This window comes from Xanthomonas fragariae (assembly GCF_900183975.1).
In the GTDB taxonomy this organism is placed as follows: Bacteria; Pseudomonadota; Gammaproteobacteria; order Xanthomonadales; family Xanthomonadaceae; genus Xanthomonas; species Xanthomonas fragariae.
In genome coordinates this window covers 47,912-68,397 of sequence record NZ_LT853882.1, presented here as the reverse complement: position 1 = coordinate 68,397, position 20,486 = coordinate 47,912, and the positions used below count along the sequence as shown (strand labels likewise).

14 protein-coding genes, 1 other RNA gene and 2 pseudogenes are annotated in these 20,486 nt (G+C 62.9%); 11 read left to right on the top strand and 6 right to left on the bottom strand.

Annotated features, from left to right (window positions below; all coding sequences use genetic code 11):
• Positions 1 to 106: 106 nt before the first annotated feature.
• Together PD885_RS00310 and PD885_RS00305 are read right to left on the bottom strand one after the other, a co-directional pair.
• Positions 107 to 3,343: an efflux RND transporter permease subunit gene (locus PD885_RS00310; protein WP_002803624.1), complete on the bottom strand. Its 3,237-nt coding sequence runs from the start codon at positions 3,341 to 3,343 to the stop codon at positions 107 to 109.
• Positions 3,344 to 3,434: 91 nt separating this feature from the next.
• Positions 3,435 to 4,673: an efflux RND transporter periplasmic adaptor subunit gene (locus tag PD885_RS00305; RefSeq protein ID WP_002803626.1), complete on the bottom strand. Its 1,239-nt coding sequence runs from the start codon at positions 4,671 to 4,673 to the stop codon at positions 3,435 to 3,437.
• 263 nt (positions 4,674 to 4,936) lie between these two features.
• Between PD885_RS00305 and PD885_RS21785 the strand changes: the two are divergent.
• From PD885_RS21785 to PD885_RS00280, 5 genes and pseudogenes are all read left to right on the top strand, one after another.
• Positions 4,937 to 5,113 (top strand): annotated as a pseudogene (locus PD885_RS21785) (amidohydrolase); the annotation flags it as partial.
• 257 nt (positions 5,114 to 5,370) lie between these two features.
• Entirely contained in the window at positions 5,371 to 6,186 is an 816-nt protein-coding gene (gene queF, locus PD885_RS00295) for an NADPH-dependent 7-cyano-7-deazaguanine reductase QueF (protein WP_002803628.1), read from the top strand.
• Between the two features lie 103 nt (positions 6,187 to 6,289).
• A complete protein-coding gene (locus PD885_RS00290; RefSeq protein WP_002803629.1) occupies positions 6,290 to 6,583 on the top strand; it encodes a LysM peptidoglycan-binding domain-containing protein in 294 nt (97 codons plus the stop codon).
• Positions 6,584 to 6,679: 96 nt separating this feature from the next.
• Positions 6,680 to 6,755: non-coding RNA, sX9 sRNA (locus PD885_RS00285), on the top strand.
• A gap of 90 nt (positions 6,756 to 6,845) precedes the next feature.
• Entirely contained in the window at positions 6,846 to 7,406 is a 561-nt protein-coding gene (locus tag PD885_RS00280) for a hypothetical protein (protein ID WP_040762171.1), read from the top strand.
• Between the two features lie 134 nt (positions 7,407 to 7,540).
• Here PD885_RS00280 and PD885_RS21230 read toward each other — a convergent pair whose 3' ends face one another.
• Positions 7,541 to 9,406, bottom strand: coding sequence for an SWIM zinc finger family protein (locus PD885_RS21230; RefSeq protein WP_145954027.1), 1,866 nt, complete (start codon positions 9,404 to 9,406; stop codon positions 7,541 to 7,543).
• Between PD885_RS21230 and PD885_RS00270 the strand changes: the two genes are divergently transcribed.
• Positions 9,405 to 11,636 (top strand): NADP-dependent isocitrate dehydrogenase, encoded by a 2,232-nt coding sequence (locus PD885_RS00270; RefSeq protein WP_002803633.1) that lies wholly within the window; start codon positions 9,405 to 9,407, stop codon positions 11,634 to 11,636. The genes PD885_RS21230 and PD885_RS00270 overlap by 2 nt on opposite strands.
• A gap of 211 nt (positions 11,637 to 11,847) precedes the next feature.
• Here PD885_RS00270 and PD885_RS00265 read toward each other — a convergent pair.
• From PD885_RS00265 to trxA, 3 genes and pseudogenes are all read right to left on the bottom strand, one after another.
• Positions 11,848 to 12,668: pseudogene (locus tag PD885_RS00265) on the bottom strand (IS4 family transposase); the annotation flags it as partial.
• 109 nt (positions 12,669 to 12,777) lie between these two features.
• Positions 12,778 to 14,619: a transcription termination factor Rho gene (gene rho / locus PD885_RS00260; protein WP_040762174.1), complete on the bottom strand. Its 1,842-nt coding sequence runs from the start codon at positions 14,617 to 14,619 to the stop codon at positions 12,778 to 12,780.
• A 216-nt stretch (positions 14,620 to 14,835) separates the two neighbouring features.
• Positions 14,836 to 15,177 (bottom strand): thioredoxin TrxA, encoded by a 342-nt coding sequence (gene trxA, locus PD885_RS00255; RefSeq protein WP_002803639.1) that lies wholly within the window; start codon positions 15,175 to 15,177, stop codon positions 14,836 to 14,838.
• Positions 15,178 to 15,375: 198 nt separating this feature from the next.
• Here trxA and rhlB point away from each other — a divergent pair, with 198 nt between their 5' ends.
• The 5 genes from rhlB (at position 15,376) to ung (ending at position 20,370) form a co-directional block, all read left to right on the top strand.
• A complete protein-coding gene (gene rhlB / locus PD885_RS00250) occupies positions 15,376 to 17,088 on the top strand; it encodes an ATP-dependent RNA helicase RhlB (RefSeq protein ID WP_002803641.1) in 1,713 nt (570 codons plus the stop codon).
• 75 nt (positions 17,089 to 17,163) lie between these two features.
• Positions 17,164 to 17,850 carry a cell division ATP-binding protein FtsE gene (gene ftsE / locus PD885_RS00245; protein ID WP_002803642.1) on the top strand — a complete coding sequence of 229 codons (687 nt, stop codon included), beginning with the start codon at positions 17,164 to 17,166 and terminating at the stop codon, positions 17,848 to 17,850.
• Entirely contained in the window at positions 17,847 to 18,797 is a 951-nt protein-coding gene (gene ftsX / locus PD885_RS00240) for a permease-like cell division protein FtsX (RefSeq protein WP_002803644.1), read from the top strand. Before ftsE ends, ftsX begins: the two co-directional genes overlap by 4 nt.
• Positions 18,798 to 18,805: 8 nt before the next feature.
• Positions 18,806 to 19,648 carry a response regulator gene (locus PD885_RS00235; RefSeq protein ID WP_002803646.1) on the top strand — a complete coding sequence of 281 codons (843 nt, stop codon included), beginning with the start codon at positions 18,806 to 18,808 and terminating at the stop codon, positions 19,646 to 19,648.
• Positions 19,645 to 20,370 (top strand): uracil-DNA glycosylase, encoded by a 726-nt coding sequence (gene ung / locus PD885_RS00230; protein WP_002803647.1) that lies wholly within the window; start codon positions 19,645 to 19,647, stop codon positions 20,368 to 20,370. Before PD885_RS00235 ends, ung begins: the two co-directional genes overlap by 4 nt.
• Positions 20,371 to 20,486 lie beyond the last annotated feature (116 nt).

The window sequence follows — 20,486 nt, the reverse complement described above, 5'->3', positions numbered from 1 at the left end:
CGGAGACCGGGGATCCGGGAAAGCAGATGCAAGAGCGGCTCCACGGCACGACCGGTCAACGCATTCCGGGTCCCGGGTCTGCGGTCCCCGGTCCCAACGCCGCTGCTCATGCCCGTCCCTCAGCACGCCCATGCGCCGCTGCTACCGCATGCCGTTCCCGCCATGCCCGCAGCCGCTCACCGGCGCGTTCCATGTATAGATAGATCACCGGCGTGGTGTACAACGTCACCAGCTGCGACAGCAGCAGGCCGCCGACAATCGCGATACCCAAGGGACGCCGCAATTCCGAGCCGATACCGGTGCCCAGAGCCAGCGGCAACGCGCCCAGCATGGCCGCAGCGGTGGTCATCATGATCGGGCGGAAGCGCAGCAGGCAGGCGCGACGGATCGCGTCGTGCGCGTTGGCGCCTTCGCGGCGTGCGTCGATGGCGAAGTCGATCATCATGATCGCGTTCTTCTTGACGATGCCGATCAGCAGCACGATGCCGACGATACCGTCCACCGACAGACTCAGCCCGCACATCATCAGCGCGAGCAATGCACCGACGCCGGCCGGCGGCAGCGTGGAGATGATCGTCAGCGGGTGGATGTAGCTCTCGTAGAGCACGCCCAGCACGATGTAGATCACCACGATCGAGGCCAGCAACAGCCACACGATATCGGTCTGGCTGCCGGTAAATTCAGCGGCCTTGCCGACGAACTGCGCATGCACCTGGGTCGGGATCTTGAGGTCTTCGCGCGCCTTTTCGATCGCCGCCACCGCCTGCGACAACGAGTGTCCCGGCGCCAGATTGAACGAGATGGTGACCGCCGGCAGCTGCTGCTGATGGCTTACCACCAACGGGGTATTGGTGACCTTGGCTTCTGCCAATGCGGCCAGCGGAATGATACTGCCGGCGCCGACCACGATGCCGGTGTTCTGGGCGCCCACGCCGGTGGCGGTGGACGAGTTGGACGAAGTCACCTGGCCGAAGCTGGTCGCATTGGTGCCGGTCAACGCGCCGCTGCCGTTGCTGGCCACGGCGAGTTGGTTCATCAGCGAGGTACTGCTGCGGAATTCCGGCGCCACTTCCAGCACGACGCGATATTGATTGAGCTCGGTGAAGATGGTGGAGATCTGGCGTTGACCGAAGGCGTCGTACAAGGTGTCGTCGATGGTCTGCATCGGCACGCCGAGCGTGCCGGCCTTGTCGCGATCGATGGTCAGCTCCAGCGCACGGCCCTGGTTGGCCAGGTTGTTGTCCACATCGGCCAGTTCCGGCAGCTTGCGCATCGCTTCGGTCATGCGTCCGGCCCAGGCAGCCAGCTCGGTGCTGTCCACATCCGAGATCGAATACTGGTATTCGGTGGCGGCCACGCGCGTGTCCAGGGTGACGTCCTGCACCGGCTTGAGGAACAACGCCACGCCCGGGATCCCGGCAACGGCTTTTTGCAGGCGCGGCAGCACCTCATCCAGGCCATCGCGGTCGCCGCGCGTCTTCAACACGATCGACAACTGCCCTTGGTTGATGGTCGGGTTCATCGTGCCGGCACCGATGAAGGCCGCCACGCCGGTCACCGCCGGATCCTTACCTAATGCAGCGGCCACCGCCTGGGTGCGCTGCTCCATCTGCGGAAACGCTACGTTCTGATCGGCCTGAACCACGCCGGTGATCAGGCCGGTGTCCTGCTCGGGCAGCAAGCCCTTAGGGATCGCCACATACAGCACCACGGTCAACGCCACTGCGCCTATCGCTACCGCCAGGGTCAACGGTTGGTGTGCAAGCACCCAGTCCAGGCTGCGCTCGTAGGCGCCGACAGTGCGCGTCCACAGATTGGTCTTGCCGGCGGCCGCCGCGCGCTCGTGCGCGTCTTCGCCGTCGGGCAGTGCATCGGGCTTGAGCAGGTACGCACACATCATCGGCGTCAGCGTCAGCGACACCAGCATCGAGATCACCACCGCAATCGACAGCACCCACGCAAACTCATGGAACAGCCGCCCGGTGACGCCCGGCATCAGCAACAGAGGCAGAAACACCGCCACCAGCGACACGGTCAGCGACAACACGGTGAAGCCGATCTGCTTGGCGCCTATTTCGGCCGCTTCCGGACCGCTCTTGCCCTGTTCGATGTAACGCACAATGTTTTCGATCATCACGATTGCATCGTCGACCACGAATCCGGTCGCCACCACCAGCGCCATCAACGACAGGTTGTCGAGAGACATGCCCGCAAACGCCATCACCCCGAAAGTACCGGCCAGCGATAGCGGCACCGCCACCGACGGAATGATGGTGGCCCAAAGCCGGCGCAGGAACACGAAGATCACCGCCACCACCAGCGCGATGGTCAGCACCAAGGTTAACTTCACTTCACGCACCGAAGCGCGAATGGTTTCAGTGCGGTCGGAGAACACTTCCAGATGCACGTCGGCCGGCAACACCGACTGCAGCTGCGGCAGGATGCTGCGGATCTGCTCCACCGTCTGCACGATATTGGCGCCGGGCTGGCGACGGATTTCCAGCAGCACCGCCGGCTTGCCGTCGGCCCACGCGGCGAGCTGGTCGTTTTCCACTCCATCGACCACGTTGGCCACATCGGCCAGGCGCACCGGGCGGTCATTGCTGTAGCTGATGATGGTCTCGCGGTACTGCGCCGCGTCGGTGAGCTGGTCGTTGGTGCCGATGCTGTAGGACTGGGTCTTGCCGTTGAGCGAGCCCTTGGGCGCCGAGACATTGGTCTGGGTCAGCGCGCTGCGCAGCGACTCCATGGTCAGGCCCATGTTCGACAGCTGCGCCGGATTGACCTGGATGCGCACGGCCGGGCGCACATTGCCGGCGATCGATACCAGGCCCACGCCCGGCACCTGTGACAGGCGCTGGGCCAGGATCGCATCCGCGTAGCGGTTGACCTCGCGCAGCGGCAGCGAATCGGAGGTGAGCTTGAGCGTGAGGATCGCCGCATCGGCCGGATTGACCCGGTTATAGACCGGTTGATACGGCAGCGACGAGGGCAGTGTGGCTTGGCGGATCGCCGCCTGCACATCCTGCGAGGCGATGTCGATATCGCGCTTCATCGAGAACTGCAGAATGATCGTGGACAGGCCCGCCGACGAGTCGGAGGTCATCATCTGCAGCCCGGAGATCTGCCCGAACTGGCGCTCCAGCGGCGTGGTCACCAGCGAGGCCATGGTGGTCGCGTTGGCACCGGGATATTGCGTGGTGACGACCAGGCTGGGGGCGTCGATTTCCGGCAACGCCGAGACCGGCAGCTGCCGGTAGCCCAGGATGCCCAGCAGCAGGACGCCGGCCATCAACAACGAGGTGGCGATCGGGCGGCGGATGAAGATGGTCGAAAAGCCCACGGGGTGTCCTTGCTGAAGACGTCAATCGAAGCCGGCGCACGTAGCGCCGACGCACACGGGCAACGGAAGTCCCATCGCCGGTGGTCGAAACTTAGCGCGGGCCGCCGTCGCGTCGGCCACCACCGCCACGTTCCTGCTTGTTCTGCGCGGCCTTGAGTTCGGCCTCGGTCGGCTCCGGCGGGGTCTCCCCTGGCTTGAGCGCGCTGACCTTGCTGCCCGGCTTCAAGCGGAACTGGCCTTCGGTCACCACGCGCTCGCCGGGCTTGAGCCCCTTGGTGATCTGCACACGGCTGTCGTCCACTTCCACGCCCTGCACCACGGTGCGCATCTGCGCGGTGTTGTCGGTGCCGACCACATAGACGTAATCGCCATCCGGGCCGCGCTGCACGGCCTGGGTCGGCACCACGGTGCCGTCGGAGATGGTGCGCAGTTGCAGGCGCACGTTGACGAACTGGCCTGGCCACAGCGTGTTGTCGGCATTGTCGAAGATCGCGCGCGCGCCGAAGGTGCCGCTGTCGGCAGCGATGCGGTTGTCGATCACGTCCAGCTTGCCGTCACCGCTGATGACATGCGCATCGCCGCGATCCAGCGCCGCCACGCCCAGCGGTGCGGCGGCCTGACCGCTGCGCACTGCCTGCAATTCGCGCTCGGGCAGGTTGAAGGATACGTAGATCGGGCGGATCTGGGTCAAGGTGACGATGGTGGAGGTGCTGCTGACGATATTGCCCGCGTCCACGCCACGGATACCGGCGATGCCGTCGATGGGCGCGGTGACGCGGGTGAACTGCAACTGCACCTGCGCCGAGCGCATCTGCGCATCGTTGGCCGATACCGCCGCCTCATACTGCGACACCTGATTGCGCTGGGTATCCAGGTCCGTTCGCGAGACGTACTGCTTGTAGGCCGGATCGTTGGAGCGCTGGTAGTTCACTCGCGAGGTCGCCAGCAGCGCCTGATTCTGCCGCTTGGCCGCCAGCGCTTGGTCGTAGCTGGCCTGCAGCGTGCGCGGGTCGATCTGCGCCAGCAGGTCGCCCTTCTTCACTTCCTGGCCTTCCTTGAAGTTCAGGCTCATCAGCTGGCCGCCGACCTGCGGGCTGACCGTGACCGTATTGAGCGCGGTGACCGTCCCCAGCGCGCTGGCGTAGACCGGCACATCCTGGGTCGTGGCGGCCACCACCGTCACCGGCACCGGGCCGCTGTTTTCGGCGCCATTGCCGTCCTGCGTGCCGGACCGCTTGCCGTGATTGCTCCCACCCATCATCCGCATTGCGACGAACACCACGACGAGCACCGCTACGACCAGCAGTGTGATCTTCCAAAAACGCGACATGCGACAACTCCTGAGGGCGGGCCGGGCGCGTGGGTGCGACCGGGTGACAGCTTTGCAGAGCATAGCGATTGAGCGCTACTGAAGTAATGGCTCGCCTAGCGAAACGACCACAACGTTCACAGATGCAATGCATGCGGCAACGCGCCACGGTTGGCGCCGGTTGATGGCCGTGCAGAATCGGGCCTCACTGCAGCACAGGGAGCGCGTGGGCGCGCAATAGTGAAGTTGCATTATTAGAGGATTCTCGATGCGCCACCCCCCGCCTGCAGATCAGCACGCTGTTGCTCGCCCTGCCAACGCTCGCCGCCGCGCACACCGTGCAGCGGCCTGCAGTCCAGGCCGCTGCCGCCCCGTTGAAGGTCAAGCTGGTGCAGTGGCGGCGCGACTTCCATCAGCACTCCGAACTGGTCGGCATGGGCGAGCAGCTGCCCGGCGAAGTGATGCTGATCTTCCAACCTGTCCAAGCAACAGGCGGTGCTCAGCTTTGGCGCGATGTCGTTGGATTATTTGCAGCAGGGGTGAGTTGGTATTGGGGAGTCGGGATTGGAGATTGGTCTGCGGCTGGGCAAATCCTGCTTTCGGTCGACAGGTAGGTAGGGGCCTGCCCTGTGACGTCCGACTTTCCCGTTCGCCTAGCTACGCTGTTCGGCGCTCGCCATACACCTCAAGGCCAGCCCGTGCGGCCTAAAATGGCGCAATGAATACCCCAGAAGATTCCACGCTCGGTCGTGAAACCGCTTATCCCAGCGGCTACGACCCGTCCTTGCTGTTTCCGATTCCGCGTGCGGCCGGGCGTGAGGCCATCGGCCTGACCGGCGCCTTGCCTTTCATCGGATGCGATCGCTGGCATGCCTACGAACTCAGCTGGCTCAACGCGCACGGCAAGCCGTGCGTGGCGACTGCGACCTTGCATGTGCCCAGCGATTCGCCGTCGTTGATCGAGTCCAAGTCACTCAAGCTGTATCTCAACTCGCTCAATGCCACACGCTTCACCAGCGCCGAAGCGGTGCGCACGCGCATCGCCAACGATCTATCCACGCGTGCCGGTGCGGATGTGTCGGTGGACTTCGGCCTGCCACCGGTCGATGCGGTGGGCGAGGGCGAATCGATCGACACACTGGATGTCAGCATCGATGATTACGGCCCGCCGAATGCCGCGTATCTGCTCGCGCATGCGCAGGCCACGGTGGAAGAAGTACTGACCTCGGCCTTGCTGAAATCCAATTGCCCGGTTACCGGTCAACCGGATTGGGCCAGCGTCACGTTGCGCTATCGCGGTGCACCGATCCATCGCGATGGCTTGCTGCGCTATCTGGTGAGTTTCCGCAACCACGCCGAGTTTCATGAGCAATGCGTGGAGCGCATTTTCAATGACGTACTGACTCGCTGCGCACCCGAGTGGTTGGTGGTGGAAGCGCGCTATACCCGTCGTGGCGGACTGGACATCAATCCGTTGCGCAGCTCACCGAGCGTGCCTGCACCGCTGTCGATCTTTCGCGACCTGCGTCAGTAATCGGTTGCTGCCAAGGATCGCGCCGGCTTCACGGCGGCGCGATCCACGCTTAACGGTGCTCCGTGTACCCTACAAGCATCGTAATGCATAGGGATTGCAGTAAATGAGTGTCGATAAAAAAGCAGATTTTTCCAACGTGGCGTCCTCGGCCGACAGTACCGCAGATGTCGCACCGGCTGCAGACTTTTCCAACGTCCGCACCAGCGTGCAAAGCACCGCGCAGCTCATCGAAGAGTCGGTCACCGTGCAAGCCGGCGATAGCCTGTCCAGCATTGCCAAACGGCATCTGGGCGACGGCAATTTGTGGCCGCGCATTTTCGAAGCCAATCGCGAAACGCTCAAGGACCCGGACAAGATTTTCCCGGGGCAGATGCTGCGTTTACCGCCAAAAGCGTAATGCCCCGCCCAAGCACCAACTGGTGCATCGGCTTAGAGTGGCTAAAAAAACGGCTGCGCAGCCGCCAGGCGGGCGCGGGCCGCGCTCGGAATAGGCATGTACCCCTCGTATACTGCGGTTCCTCCGCGCCGTCCGCACCCACTTGTCCACTGCTCGCTATGTTTTGTTAGCCACTCTTAGTAACTCATTTCACAAACATCCCAGAAACAACGATTCATTCATCCCAGAAACAACGATTCATTCGATATCCGGAGATTGATCTATGCGTACTAAATCCGTTTCAAGCACCCTCGTGATTGCGCTTGCTGGCGTTCTGGCATTATCGGGTTGCCGCAAGGAAGCCAACGACGATTCCAATGTCGCCAAGGATCCGACCTCCGGCGCTGCCACTGATGCAATGCCAGGCCCGGCGGGCACGCCGCCAGCGAGCGATCAGGCAGGGCAGAGCACCGCAACCGGCGCGGACAGCACTGGTGGTGACGCTGCAGCGGGCTCCACAGTGACCGTCTCCAGCGTTGCGGTCGGCACCAAGGCTGCTGCCGACAAGACGGTGACCCCTTCCGCCAATATCGGCACCAAGGACACCATCATTGTCTCGGTCAAGACCGATGGCAGTGCGAGCAATGTGCCGGTCGCAGCCAAGCTCACCTATCAAGATGGCCAGGTTGCCGGCGAACAGAACGCCACACTGACCACCACGGGCGCCGAAACCACCAACCTCAGCTTCAGCAAGCCCGATGGCTGGCCGGCCGGCACCTACACCGCGCAGGTGATGGTGGATGGCAAGCCGGCGGGAACGGCGCAGACCATTACGGTCAAGTAAGCACCGTCAGGCAAGAACGATTTACGGCGTACCATTCGCGCCCGAAATGGCGCGAATGGGTTCGCAGACCGTACAATCCATTGCGACAGCGCTTTCGTCTATCAAGTATCAAGACCAGCTGTTCGGTTGCAGGCTCATGAACCGGAGCCGAGTCCGAATGCCTGGCTCAGCATCTCGATGAAGGTGCGTTTGGCCCGATAGTGTTGGCGGATCTGGACGAGATAATCATCGAACTCGCTCATTGCCTTGTGCATCTCACACAAACGCCGAAGCGATCTCAGCAAGATCAGCGCCGCGCTGTAGCCCTGTTGATTGGTGCGTTCGGCCTTGTTTTCTATCAGCAACTTATAGATGCGGACGGCGAAGCTGGCATCGTGTGATTCGGCGACCTGCAGCAGGCGCTCCCACGTGGTCATCGCGATGTCTGCCTGATGTGCCGCACCCGCTTGTAGCGCAGCGGTATGCTCACCCTCGGCCAAGAACAGCCGCACCTGCAGATCCTGCGCATGACGTTGCAGCGATCGATTCGCGGCGACTGCTGCCAGTGCACGCGCACGCCAGGATTCCCACGGCACGTGTGCCGCACGTGTGGCGTGGCGCAGCGCCAGATAGGCGTCTTCGGACGGTGTCTGCGTGAATACCTCCCAGCGCAGTTGCAGCGCCTCCTCGGTCATGCCGTCGCGCGTATAGGCCGCGGCAAGTGTTGCCTTGAGACGGCCATCGTCCGGGCAAGCCCTGATGCCTCGCTCAAGCCAACTGGTCTCCTCACGTTCGCGCCTATGCTCACGGCACCGGCGCGCCATCTGGAAATAGTCCCATCCGCTGCTGCACCGGGGAGCGAACCATTGCAGCATCGCATCGACCTCTCCGCCATTGCGCGCGGCGTCCTCAAGCAGCGTCTCGGCTGCTAACTGCTGCGCTGCCGACAAGGGTTGCTGGAGTGTTTCCAGCGTGGCGTGCTGCAACATTGCCACGTCGCGCTCATCCAGCGGCGGGCAATAATCTCGCAGTGGCGGCATCAGTCCCCAGGCATCTTGCAGGCGCAGGTCGAGCAGGCGGCGCGGCAGATTCTGTGGATGGGCGGCTGCCGCAAACCTCACGTGGGAACGCGCCAGCGATGCCAATGCGTCGCCGACATGGCCGCTGGAATCGTCGCACTCGTGGTAGATCGTCATCAGGCGTCTTAGCGCATATTCGTGCAGATCCAGCGCTGCCATTGGGTCGCGCTGCAGTGCCTGGTCGAGCAGGTCCGGCAAGGGAGCGATATGCCTGGCATAGGCGACACTGGCGCGATAATCCATGAAGCGCTTGCGCCCGAGCAGGGTCGTGATTGCCTTGCGCCACTCCTGCGGCGTGCTGCGCGCCATGTGTGCCTGCGCCAGCAGGCGCTTGCCAATGCTGGCGTCGGCGGCTGCAAGTTCCAGCAGCAGCGAGCGCATTGCGTGTGCAGGCATGTCGGCCAGCCACTCTTGTACTTCCGTGAGGGGCTGCTGCGTCCCGGCACTGCGCTTGCGCCCGGCGCTCGTATTTTCAGGTGCAACCGCCTGGCCGCGGGCCCAGGCAAAAGCGACAGCGACCTGGTGCTTGCAGAAGTCCCCACCGCGGCCTATCGGGCAGTCGCACTCGCCCTGCAGAAGAGTGCCGTCCCACTCCAGGGTGACGCGGTAGTTCTCGCTACCTCTGACATTGGCCGCTACGCGGCCTTCGGTGGCTTGAACAAGCACTGCCCTGCCTTGCTCGAAATAAGCCAAACCACGCGCATAGCTGCGTGAGTCGGCCAAGCGTTGCAGCAGCCGTGAATCGATGGAACTCGTAGATGGGGGCGTCATCGTGTCAAGTGTAAAATGCATCGCCCGACCTTGCTCATGATTGGGCGGTTGCAACGGGAACCGGCTTTTGCCCATGGCCGGCCGACACGCGACAATGGAGGCCCCCGGTGCCCGCTGACGGGTTCGCGCCCAGTGCTCTTTCCTCATTCCTTCAGGCAACGCAAACTCCATGTCCAACACACCGAAGATCATCTACACGCTCACCGACGAAGCTCCCTTCCTGGCCACGCAGTCGCTGCTGCCGATCATCGATGCTTACACCGACACCGCCGGCATTGTGGTCGAAACACGCGACATCTCGCTGGCCGGCCGCATTCTTGCGTTGTTTCCGGAACAGCTGACCGACGCGCAGAAGATTGCCGACGACCTCGGCGAGTTGGGCCAACTAGCCACAACGCCGGAAGCCAACATCATCAAGCTGCCCAACATCAGCGCCTCGGTACCGCAGCTCAAGGCCGCGATCAAGGAATTGCAGAGCCAAGGCTACGCGCTGCCGGAGTATCCGGATGCGCCCCAGGACGCTGCCGAAAAAGACGTCAAGGCGCGCTATGACACGGTCAAGGGCAGCGCGGTCAACCCGGTGCTGCGCGAAGGCAATTCCGATCGTCGCGCACCGCTGTCGGTGAAGAATTACGCACGCAAGCATCCGCATCGCATGGGTACGTGGAGCAGTGACTCCAAGTCGCACGTTTCGCATATGGACGAAGGCGATTTCTTCGGCAGCGAGCAATCCATCACGGTAGTGGACGCCGGCACGCTGAAGATCGAGTTCGTCGGCAACGACGGCAGCAGCACCGTGCTGAAAGACAAGGTTGCGGTCAAGGCCGGAGAAATCGTCGATGCCGCCGTGCTGAGCAAGCGCGCGCTTGCCAGCTTCATCGATGCGCAGATCGAAGATGCCAAGGCCAGGAACGTGCTGTTCTCGGTGCATCTGAAAGCCACCATGATGAAGGTCTCCGACCCGGTGCTGTTCGGCGTGGTGGTCGGCGAGTTCTACAAGGACACGCTGAGCAAGCATGCCGATGCGCTCAGGTCAGTTGGCTTTGACCCCAATAACGGCATCGGCGATCTGTACGCACGCATCGGCGCACTGCCGGAAGACCAGCAGGCGCAGATCAAGGCCGACATCCAGGCCGAATATGCGCAGCGTCCGGGTCTGGCGATGGTCAACTCGGACAAGGGCATCACCAATCTGCATGTGCCCAGCGATGTGATCGTCGATGCATCGATGCCGGCGATGATTCGCGACTCCGGCCAGATGTGGAATGCCGAGGGCAAACTGCAGGTCACCAAGGCGGTGATTCCGGATCGCTGCTACGCCGACGTGTATCAGGCGGTGATCGATGACTGCAAGGCGCACGGCGCGTTCGATCCGTCCACCATGGGATCGGTGCCCAACGTCGGCCTGATGGCACAGAAGGCCGAGGAATACGGCTCGCACGACAAAACCTTCCAGATTTCTGCCGCCGGCACCGTCAAGGTTACCGATGGCAGCGGCTCAGTGGTGTTCGAGCATGCGGTGGAAGCCGGCGATGTGTGGCGCATGTGCCAGGTCAAGGACGCGCCGATCCAGGATTGGGTGAAGCTGGCGGTCGAGCGTGCACGTCTGAGCGACACGCCAGCCGTATTCTGGCTGGACACCGCCCGCGCACACGATGCGCAGGTAATCGCCAAGGTCGAGCAATACCTGAAGGATCACGACACCAACGGCCTGGATATCCGCATCTTGCCGCCGGTGGAAGCAACTACCTTGTCGCTTGAACGCATCCGCAAGGGCCAGGACACCATCTCGGTCACCGGCAACGTGCTGCGCGATTACCTCACCGACCTGTTCCCGATCATGGAACTTGGCACCAGCGCCAAGATGCTCTCGATCGTGCCGCTGATGGCCGGTGGCGGCCTGTTCGAAACCGGTGCCGGCGGCTCGGCGCCCAAGCACGTGCAGCAGTTTGTCGAAGAGAACTGTCTGCGCTGGGATTCGCTCGGCGAATTCCTGGCCTTGGCGGCTTCGTTGGAGCATCTGGGCAACCGCTACGACAATCCCGCGGCCACGGTGCTGGCCAAGGCGCTGGACGTGGCCAACGGCCAGTTCCTGGAGAACAACAAGTCGCCGGCGCGCAAGGTCGGCGAGCTCGACAATCGCGGTAGCCACTTCTATTTGGCAATGTACTGGGCGCAGGCCTTGGCCGCGCAGACCGAAGACACCGCGCTGCAGGCCAAGTTCGCACCGCTGGCCAAGGCCCTGACCGAGAACGAAGCCACGATTGTCGCTGAGTTCAACGGCGCGCAGGGCAAGCCGGTGGAGATCGGCGGCTACTACCACCCGGATCTGGCCAAGGTCAGCGAGGCAATGCGCCCGAGCAAAACCTTCAACGACGTGCTGGCTACGCTGAAAGCCTGATCCACCGCACCACCTGTCGCTGCATCCAGCCAGTGCGACATCCAAGGCCCGCCTCGTTCAGAGGCGGTGGCATTTTGCTGGCGTTGACCGATATTGGCGCGATGCAAGCACGTCCCAGCACAGACGCAGATCGAGGCCGCTGCCCGCCTATCCGAATAATACGTTTCGAGAAGATGCGACAGGCTTTGCCTATCTGCTGCTCAAAATCCGCTGGATTGGGTTTTCTGGCCTGTGGCGAGACACGCATGCGCAGTAATCGATCATCAGTGCCATAACGCATGATTTGCTCAGCCACCAAGCCCTTGGTGCTGGCGTCAGCCAGTGGCGTGCAGTGCCAGTGTTGGCGAGCGACAGCAACAGATCAGCGCTCCAGAACCCTTTGTCGAACAAGGTGACGGAATGGTCGGGAATGGATTGTAAAAACGGCTCGCTCAAGCGAATTTCGCTGCGACGGTAGGGACTGAGCTGAGCATTGAGCAAGACATGCGAGCGTACGTTCATCAGTGCAACCAATCGCAGCATGGGAAATGGCGTCTGACGGTCCGTGCTGGTATTGCCGGAACCAAAATGTTCGCGCAGTTCTTCGGTGTCTGGCGTAGGCAGCAGCGCGCCATCCACGGCAAAGACCTGCAATCCCTGCCATCCATCGCCTTGGTAGCGTTCGCAGCCCCATTGCGCCCCAGTCGTTGCGAATAGATGTTGGACCGGATCGGCTCCCAGTCGTGCGCGCGCCTGACTGACGCCGCTGCGCGCCAACAGATCTTCTGAGGCCAGCGATTGTGCGCAGATGTTCAAACGACGTGCGACCTCGTGCACCGGAACCTCGTGCACCGGTTCGTCACGGAACAACGCCATGCCCAGGACAAGCCGCAACACCTGATCACTGGGAAGGCGCCGACGTCGGATACTGGCCTGAGAAGACAGTTCCAGCGCGCTGGCTACCCACTCCACCGGAATATTCTGCGTAAAGGTGCTCAGGTCACAGAAGTTGAACAGGTCGCCAAGGTTGAACAGCTGCTGTTGAAGGGACACAAAAAAATCCGATACCAGAGGTCTGGTATCGGATTTTCGGTGACTCAATTGCTTAAGTGAGCAGCACTACCACAATGCGGGGGTTTTTTATCGATAACACTGATCGAAATCAGCGCTTCATCGAACTGAAGAACTCGTCGTTGGACTTGGTGGTCTTCATCTTGTCCAACAGGAATTCCATTGCCGCGATCTCGTCCATCGGATGCAGTAACTTGCGCAGGATCCAGATCTTCTGCAGCAACTCCGGCTCGATCAGCAGATCTTCGCGACGCGTGCCCGAGCGGTTGATATCGATCGCCGGGTAAACGCGCTTTTCGGTGATGCGGCGATTCAAATGCACTTCGCTGTTGCCGGTGCCCTTGAATTCTTCGTAGATCACCTCGTCCATCTTGCTGCCGGTTTCCACCAGCGCAGTGGCAATGATGGTCAGCGAGCCGCCTTCTTCGACGTTACGGGCCGCACCGAAGAAACGCTTCGGACGGTGCAACGCATTGGCGTCCACACCACCGGTCAGCACCTTGCCGGAACTAGGTACCACGTTGTTGTAGGCACGCGCCAGGCGGGTGATCGAGTCGAGCAGGATCACCACGTCCCTCTTGTGTTCGACCAGGCGCTTGGCCCGTTCGATCACCATCTCGGCGACCTGCACGTGGCGTGCAGCAGGCTCATCGAACGTGGAGGAGATGACCTCGCCGCGCACGGTGCGCTGCATTTCGGTTACTTCTTCCGGGCGCTCATCGATCAGCAACACGATCATGTGAACTTCAGGATGATTGTTGGTGATGGCCGTGGCCACCTGCTGCATCATCATCGTCTTACCGGCCTTGGGCGGGGAGACGATCAGCGCGCGCTGACCCTTACCCTGCGGGGCCATCAGATCCAGGATGCGCCCGGTGATGTCCTCGGTCGATCCATCGCCACGCTCCAGACGGAAGCGGCGACGCGGGAACAGCGGGGTCAGGTTCTCGAACAGAACCTTGTTCTTGCTCGCTTCCAGCGGCTCGCCGTTGATGGTGTCGATGATCGACAGCGCGAAATAACGTTCGCCGTCTTTCGGGAAGCGGATACGGCCCGACAGGTGATCGCCGGTGCGCAGAACTAAGCGGCGGATCTGGCTCGGCGAGATGTAGGTATCGTCCGGGCCGGCCAGGTAGCTGGCTTCTGCGGCACGCAGGAAACCGAAGCCGTCGGGCAGGATTTCCAGCACGCCGTCGGCAGCAACGCCTTCGCCGTGACGGGTCAGCACCTTGAGCAGGGCGAAGATCACGTCCTGCTTGCGGGCGCGCGCCACGCCTTCCTGGATATTGAGCTGATCGGCGATATCCAGCAGTTTCTGTGCCGGCATGCGCTTGAGATCGCTCAGCGAATAGACCGGGAAGCCTTCCGGCACGGCCGGGTGCGGACGTGCGATGAACGGCTCGTTGCTGCCATCGGTCGATGGCATGCCGCTGCCACCTATTTCGTTGCCGAAGCGATCGCGCGGCCCACGGTCGCGGCGGTTACGGAACCGGTCGCGGCGATTGCCCTGCTGGTTCTGCCCCTGCCCCTGGCCCTGTTGATTTTGGACGGCGCTCTGACCCTGCGACGGGGCTTGCCCCTGGTTGTAGCCTTGCCCCTGACTTTGCGCCTGATTTTGGTGCTGCTGTTGTTGCGCCTGGTTGAAGCGCTGCTGCTGCGACTGGCCACCCTCGCGGGACTCGCCGTAGTTGTCGCCGCCCTGACTGGCGCTGTGCGCGCTGCCGACGTGTACGCCATCGCTGGACGTCTGCGCCGGTGCGCGCGACGGTAGCTGCGGGGCATCGGGTGCGGGGCTGGCGGGCAAGGGCAGGTTGGGCTGCTGTGCGCCACCATCTTCATTGGTGACTGCGGTCTTGCTCACGCGCGGCTTGCGCACGCGTTTCTCGACGGGAGCGTCGACGCTCCCGATATCAGAAGAAGGATGATCGGACAAGTGTGTGATCCCTCGCTAAGAGTGCGAGCGCCCGGCTGGGGGGCGAACTATGGTGATGGGAGTCTAGAAGAGCTTTCTAGAGGGGTACGGCGGCGCACGAACGTGTGCCGGATTCATTGACACTATCACTGCTGTGCGCAACCGCGCAAGCCTCTGTCAGAGCAAGATGTAACTGCCGGCGAATCACAGGGCGTCCATTGCTGGACGCCCACTCACTCAGGCAGCTGCGCCGCCGAGGGTCTTGTCGATCATCTGGGTCAGCTGGCCCTTGCCAACCGCTCCGATCTGGGTTGCCTGCACCTGCCCATTCTTGAACAGCAGCAGCATCGGGATCGAGCGCACGTGGTACTTGATAGCCAAAGCACGGTTCTGGTCCACATTGACCTTGGCAACCTTGAGTCGGCCCTGATATGTATCAGCCAAGCTGTCCAGCACCGGGGCGATCATCTTGCACGGGCCACACCACTCGGCCCAGAAATCCACCAGAACCGGTTCGCCGGATTGCAGTACAGCTGTATCGAAGTCGGCATCGCCGACATGTTGAACCTTGTCGCTCACGTTGGGTCTCCTGGAAACCAAAACGGCCCACCCGAACAGGCAGGCCGCCACATTGCGTTAAACTGGCGCATTGCGCGACTGAATCAAGTGTCAGTCCTGAAGCCGCGCTGTCCGCCACAACAGCCGCAGTTTGCGGCGCTGTCGGCATCGATGCAAGCCGCGCCCGGGCTGCTCAGGGCGCCTTACGAAGACGGAATAATGAGCGACAAACCGCTGACCGATTTGACCTTCTCCACGTTCGACCTGCATCCCTCGCTGATCGCCGGGCTGGAGAGCGCCGGGTTTACCCGGTGTACCCCGATCCAGGCGCTGACCTTGCCGGTCGCGCTGCCGGGCGGCGATGTGGCCGGCCAGGCCCAGACGGGTACCGGCAAGACCCTGGCGTTCCTGGTGGCGGTGATGAACCGCCTGCTGATTCGCTCGGCGCTGGCCGATCGCAAGCCGGAAGACCCGCGCGCGCTGATCCTGGCACCGACCCGCGAACTGGCGATCCAGATCCACAAGGATGCCGTCAAGTTTGGCGCCGATCTGGGCCTGCGCTTTGCGCTGGTCTACGGCGGTGTGGACTACGACAAGCAGCGCGAACTGCTGCAGCAAGGCGTGGACGTGATCATCGCCACCCCGGGCCGGCTGATCGACTACGTCAAGCAGCACAAAGTAGTCTCGCTGCACGCCTGCGAGATCTGCGTGCTGGACGAAGCCGATCGTATGTTCGATCTGGGCTTCATCAAGGACATCCGCTTTCTGCTGCGGCGCATGCCCGAGCGCGGCACCCGGCAGACGCTGCTGTTCTCGGCCACGCTCAGCCATCGCGTGCTGGAGCTGGCCTACGAGTACATGAACGAGCCGGAAAAGCTCGTAGTCGAAACCGAGACCATCACCGCTGCCCGCGTGCGCCAGCGCATCTATTTTCCATCCGACGAAGAAAAGCAGACGCTGCTGCTAGGCCTGCTGTCGCGTAGTGAAGGCGCGCGCACCATGGTGTTCGTCAACACCAAGGCGTTCGTCGAGCGCGTGGCGCGCACCCTGGAGCGTCATGGATACCGAGTCGGCGTGCTGTCGGGCGATGTGCCGCAGAAGAAGCGCGAATCGTTGCTCAACCGCTTCCAGAAGGGCCAGTTGGAGATCCTGGTCGCCACCGACGTGGCGGCGCGCGGTCTGCACATCGACGGGGTCAAGTACGTCTACAACTACGATCTGCCGTTCGACGCAGAAGACTACGTGCACCGCATCGGCCGTACCGCACGCCTGGGCGAAGAGGGCGACGCGATCAGCTTCGCCTGCGAGCGTTACGCGATGAGTCTGCCGGACATCGAGGCTTATATCGAACAGAAGATTCCGGTCGAGCCGGTGACTTCCGAGTTGCTGACGCCGTTGCCGCGTGCGGCACGCGTGCCGGTGGAAGGCGAAGAGGTCGACGAAAATGAAGGCGAGAGCGTGGGCACGATCTTCCGCGAAGCGCGCGAGCAGCGAGCCGCCGAAGAGCAGCGTCGTGGCGGTGGTCGCGGTGGTCCGGGAAGCGCCTCGCTCAGTGGCAGTGGCGGCGGTCGCCGTGATGGCGCCGATGGCAAGCCGCGTCCGCGTCGCAAGCCGCGTGTCGAAGGCCAAGCTCCGGCAACTGCCGCGCCGACCGAAACACCGATGGTTGCTGCAGCGTCGGCAGAGGCACCTTCCACCAGCATCGTGGCCGATGTCGAACGCACACCGCGCAAGCGTCGGCGTCGCCGCAACGGCCGCCCGATCGAAGGTGTCGAGCCGGTTGCCGCCACGCCGGTTGCAGAACCTGCCGCACCGCGCAAGCCGACCCAGGTGGTCGCCAAGCCGGTGCGCGCCGCCGCCAAGCCGTCCGGCAGCCCATCGCTGCTGAGTCGCATCGGCCGGCGCCTGCGGTCGCTGGTTTCCGGTAACTGACTGCGCGTGACATCAATCGCATCACCGGTCTTCGGCGATGCGACACAAGCGTTGGCGCTCCGGCATAATCACTGGATGACCGTTCTGCGTTTTGACAACGTCAGCAAGCACTACGCCGGTGGCCACCAGGCGCTGACCGATGTCAGCTTCGAAGTGGCCGACGGTGAGATGCTGTTCGTGACCGGCCACTCAGGCGCCGGTAAAAGTACCTTGCTCAAATTGATCCACCTCAGCGAGCGGCCCAGCCAGGGCGCGGTGCTGCTGGGCGAACGCAACCTGCTAAAGGTGCGTGGCCGGCAGATTTCGCTGCATCGTCGTCAGGTGGGTGCGGTCTATCAGGACCACCGTTTGCTCAACGACCGCAGCATCGCCGAGAACGTGGCCTTGCCGTTGATCCTGCGCGGCACCCGCCGCGCCGAGATCGGTAAGCGTGTGCGTTCGGCATTGGAGCGGATCGGGCTGGCCCATCGCGAGAAAGCCTTGCCATCGCAGTTGTCGGCTGGCGAGCAGCAGCGCGTGGGCATCGCCCGCGCCATCGTCGGCGAACCGCGCTTGCTGGTGGCCGATGAGCCCACCGGTAACCTGGACCCGGCACTGGCAGCGGAAATCATGCAGTTATTTGCCGAACTGCCGGCACGCGGCACCAGCGTGCTGGTGGTCAGCCACGATCTGGCGCTGCTCAAGCAAATGCGCAAGCGCGTGCTGATTCTGGATCACGGCCGGCTGGTCGACGACATCTCGCCGCAGGATCTGGCCGAATGAACAAGCCCGCCAACACCGAAGCCGTTGCACCGTCGCGGTTCGGCGTGTGGATCGACCACCACCTGCATAGCATCGCCTTCAGCCTGGGCCGCGCGATGCGCAAGCCATGGGCAACCTTGCTGACCATCGTGGTGATGGCCCTGGCGCTAGCCCTGCCGCTGGGGCTGTCGATCGCGCTGGACAACGTCAAGTTGCTGGCAGGCAGTGTGCAGCAGTCGCGAGAGATCAATCTGTTCTTGAAGGTCGATGTCGGCGCCGATGCGGCGCAGGCGCTGGCCGTTGAGCTGCGTGCGCGCCCGGACGTTGCCCAGGTTACGTTGCGCACGCCCACGCAGAGGCTGGCCGAATTGCGTGAAAGCGCCAAGCTCGACGAAGCGATCGATGCGCTCGGCGACAATCCGTTGCCGACGTTGTTGATCGTCACTCCGACCGATGCCGCCGACGATGCGCAACTGGCCGGCGCGCTGCAGGCCTTGCCGCAGACCGACCAAGTGCAGCATGACGTGTTGTGGCGCAAGCGCCTGGACGGCTGGCTGCGTTTTGGCGAGCGGCTGGTGCAGGTGCTGTCTGCACTACTGGGCATCGGCGCGGTGCTGGTGGTCGGCAATACGGTGCGGCTGGATATTCAATCGCGGCGCGAAGAAATCGGCGTGCTGCAATTGCTGGGGGCCAGCGATGGCTTCATTCGTCGCCCGTTTCTGTATCTGGGTGCGTGGTACGGGCTCGGTGCCGGCGCTGTTGCGCTCGCTCTGATTGCTGCCTCCGGGCTGGCGCTGCGCGCGCCGTTGGCGATATTGGCCGATAGCTACGGCAGCTCCTTTACCCTCCACGGTCTGGATCTGCTGCATTCTGCGATGGTGCTGGTCGGCACCCTGGTCCTGGGTTGGCTGGGTGCTTGGCTGGTGACCGGCCATTTCCTTCGTCAGACCCGTCCCACCGAGACCTGATGCCTGCCATGCACCCATCAGATCTCAAGCACCTGATCAGCGCCGCGCCGCGCGTGATGGTGGTAGATGGCTCCAAGCTGGTGCGCAAGCTGATTGCCGATGTGTTGAAGCGTGATCTGCCGAACGTGCAGGTGATAGGGTGCTCCAGCATCGCCGAAGCACGCCAGGCGCTGGAAGCCGGTGCGGTGGATCTGGTGACGACCTCGCTGTCGCTACCCGATGGCGATGGTTTGACGCTGGCGCGCAGCGTGCGCGAAGCGGCGAGCCAGGCGTATGTTCCGGTGATCGTTGTTTCCGGCGATGCGCAACAGCACCTGATGGAGCGCCGCTTCACCGAGTACGTCACCGATTATTTCGACAAGGCGCTGGGTCATGAGGCCCTGGCGACTTTTATCCGCGGCTACGTGCAGCCTGAGCCGGTCGTCGGCGCGACCGTGCTCTACATCGAAGACAGCCGCGTGGTGGCCGAAGCGACCAAGCGCATGCTCGAGCGTCAACGCCTGAAAGTGGTGCACGTACTCACCGCCGAAGACGCCTTCGCGCTGCTCACCGCCGAATCACTGGGCCGCACCGAGCGCCGCATCGACGTGGTACTGACCGACGTGACCCTGAAAGGCGAGCTCAACGGCCGCGACGTGGTCGAGCGTATCCGTATCGATTTCGCCTACGGCAAGCGCCGCCTGCCCGTATTGGTAATGACCGGCGACACCAATCCACGCAACCAGTCCGAACTGCTGCGCGCTGGCGCCAACGACCTGGTGCAGAAACCGATCGAAGAGCGTCTATTGGTGACCAAGGTGTTGTTCCAGCTGCGCTTGGCGCGTCTTGAGGATCAGGCTGTCACGTTATGACCGAAGCGGAGGGGCGTATCCAGTTGGAACCGTCGTGGAAGGCGCGCGTGGGCGATTGGTTGCTGCGCCCGGAGATGCAGGAGTTATCGGGATTTTTGCGCCAGCGCAAGGCGGCTGGCGCGCGGGTGTTTCCGCCCGGTCCGCAGATCTTTGCCGCCTTCGATGCCACCCCGTTCGAGCAGGTCAAAGTGGTGATCCTGGGCCAGGACCCGTATCACGGCGAAGGCCAGGCGCATGGGCTGTGCTTCTCGGTGTTGCCCGGCGTGCCAGTTCCGCCGTCGCTGCTCAACATCTATAAAGAGATTCAGGACGACCTGGGCATCGCGCGGCCGGATCACGGCTATCTGATGCCGTGGGCGCGCCAGGGCGTACTGCTGCTCAATGCCGTGCTGACGGTGGAGCGGGGGCGTGCCGGAGCCCACCAGAACAAGGGCTGGGAAGGTTTCACTGATCATGTCGTGGAAACCCTCAACCGTGAGCGCGAAGGAGTGGTGTTCCTGCTCTGGGGCAGTTACGCGCAGTCCAAGGGTAAGGTCATCGACCAGGCGCGCCACCGTGTGTTAAAGGCGCCGCACCCGTCGCCGTTGTCGGCGCATCGCGGCTTTTTGGGCTGCCAGCATTTCTCCAAGACCAATGAACATCTACAGCGACGTGGGGTCAGCCCGATCGACTGGTCGCTGCCGCCGCGCAACGCCCTGGACACCACGTCGGCCGGTGGCTGAACGGAACAGGCGCTAGCCTGTTTCGCAACGAGTTGTCACGGTCTGCGCAGGGCTGCGGTGGTAGTTCAGGTGTTGAATTCGGGAGCGATGCCGTAGAATGTCGGCAATGCAAGAAG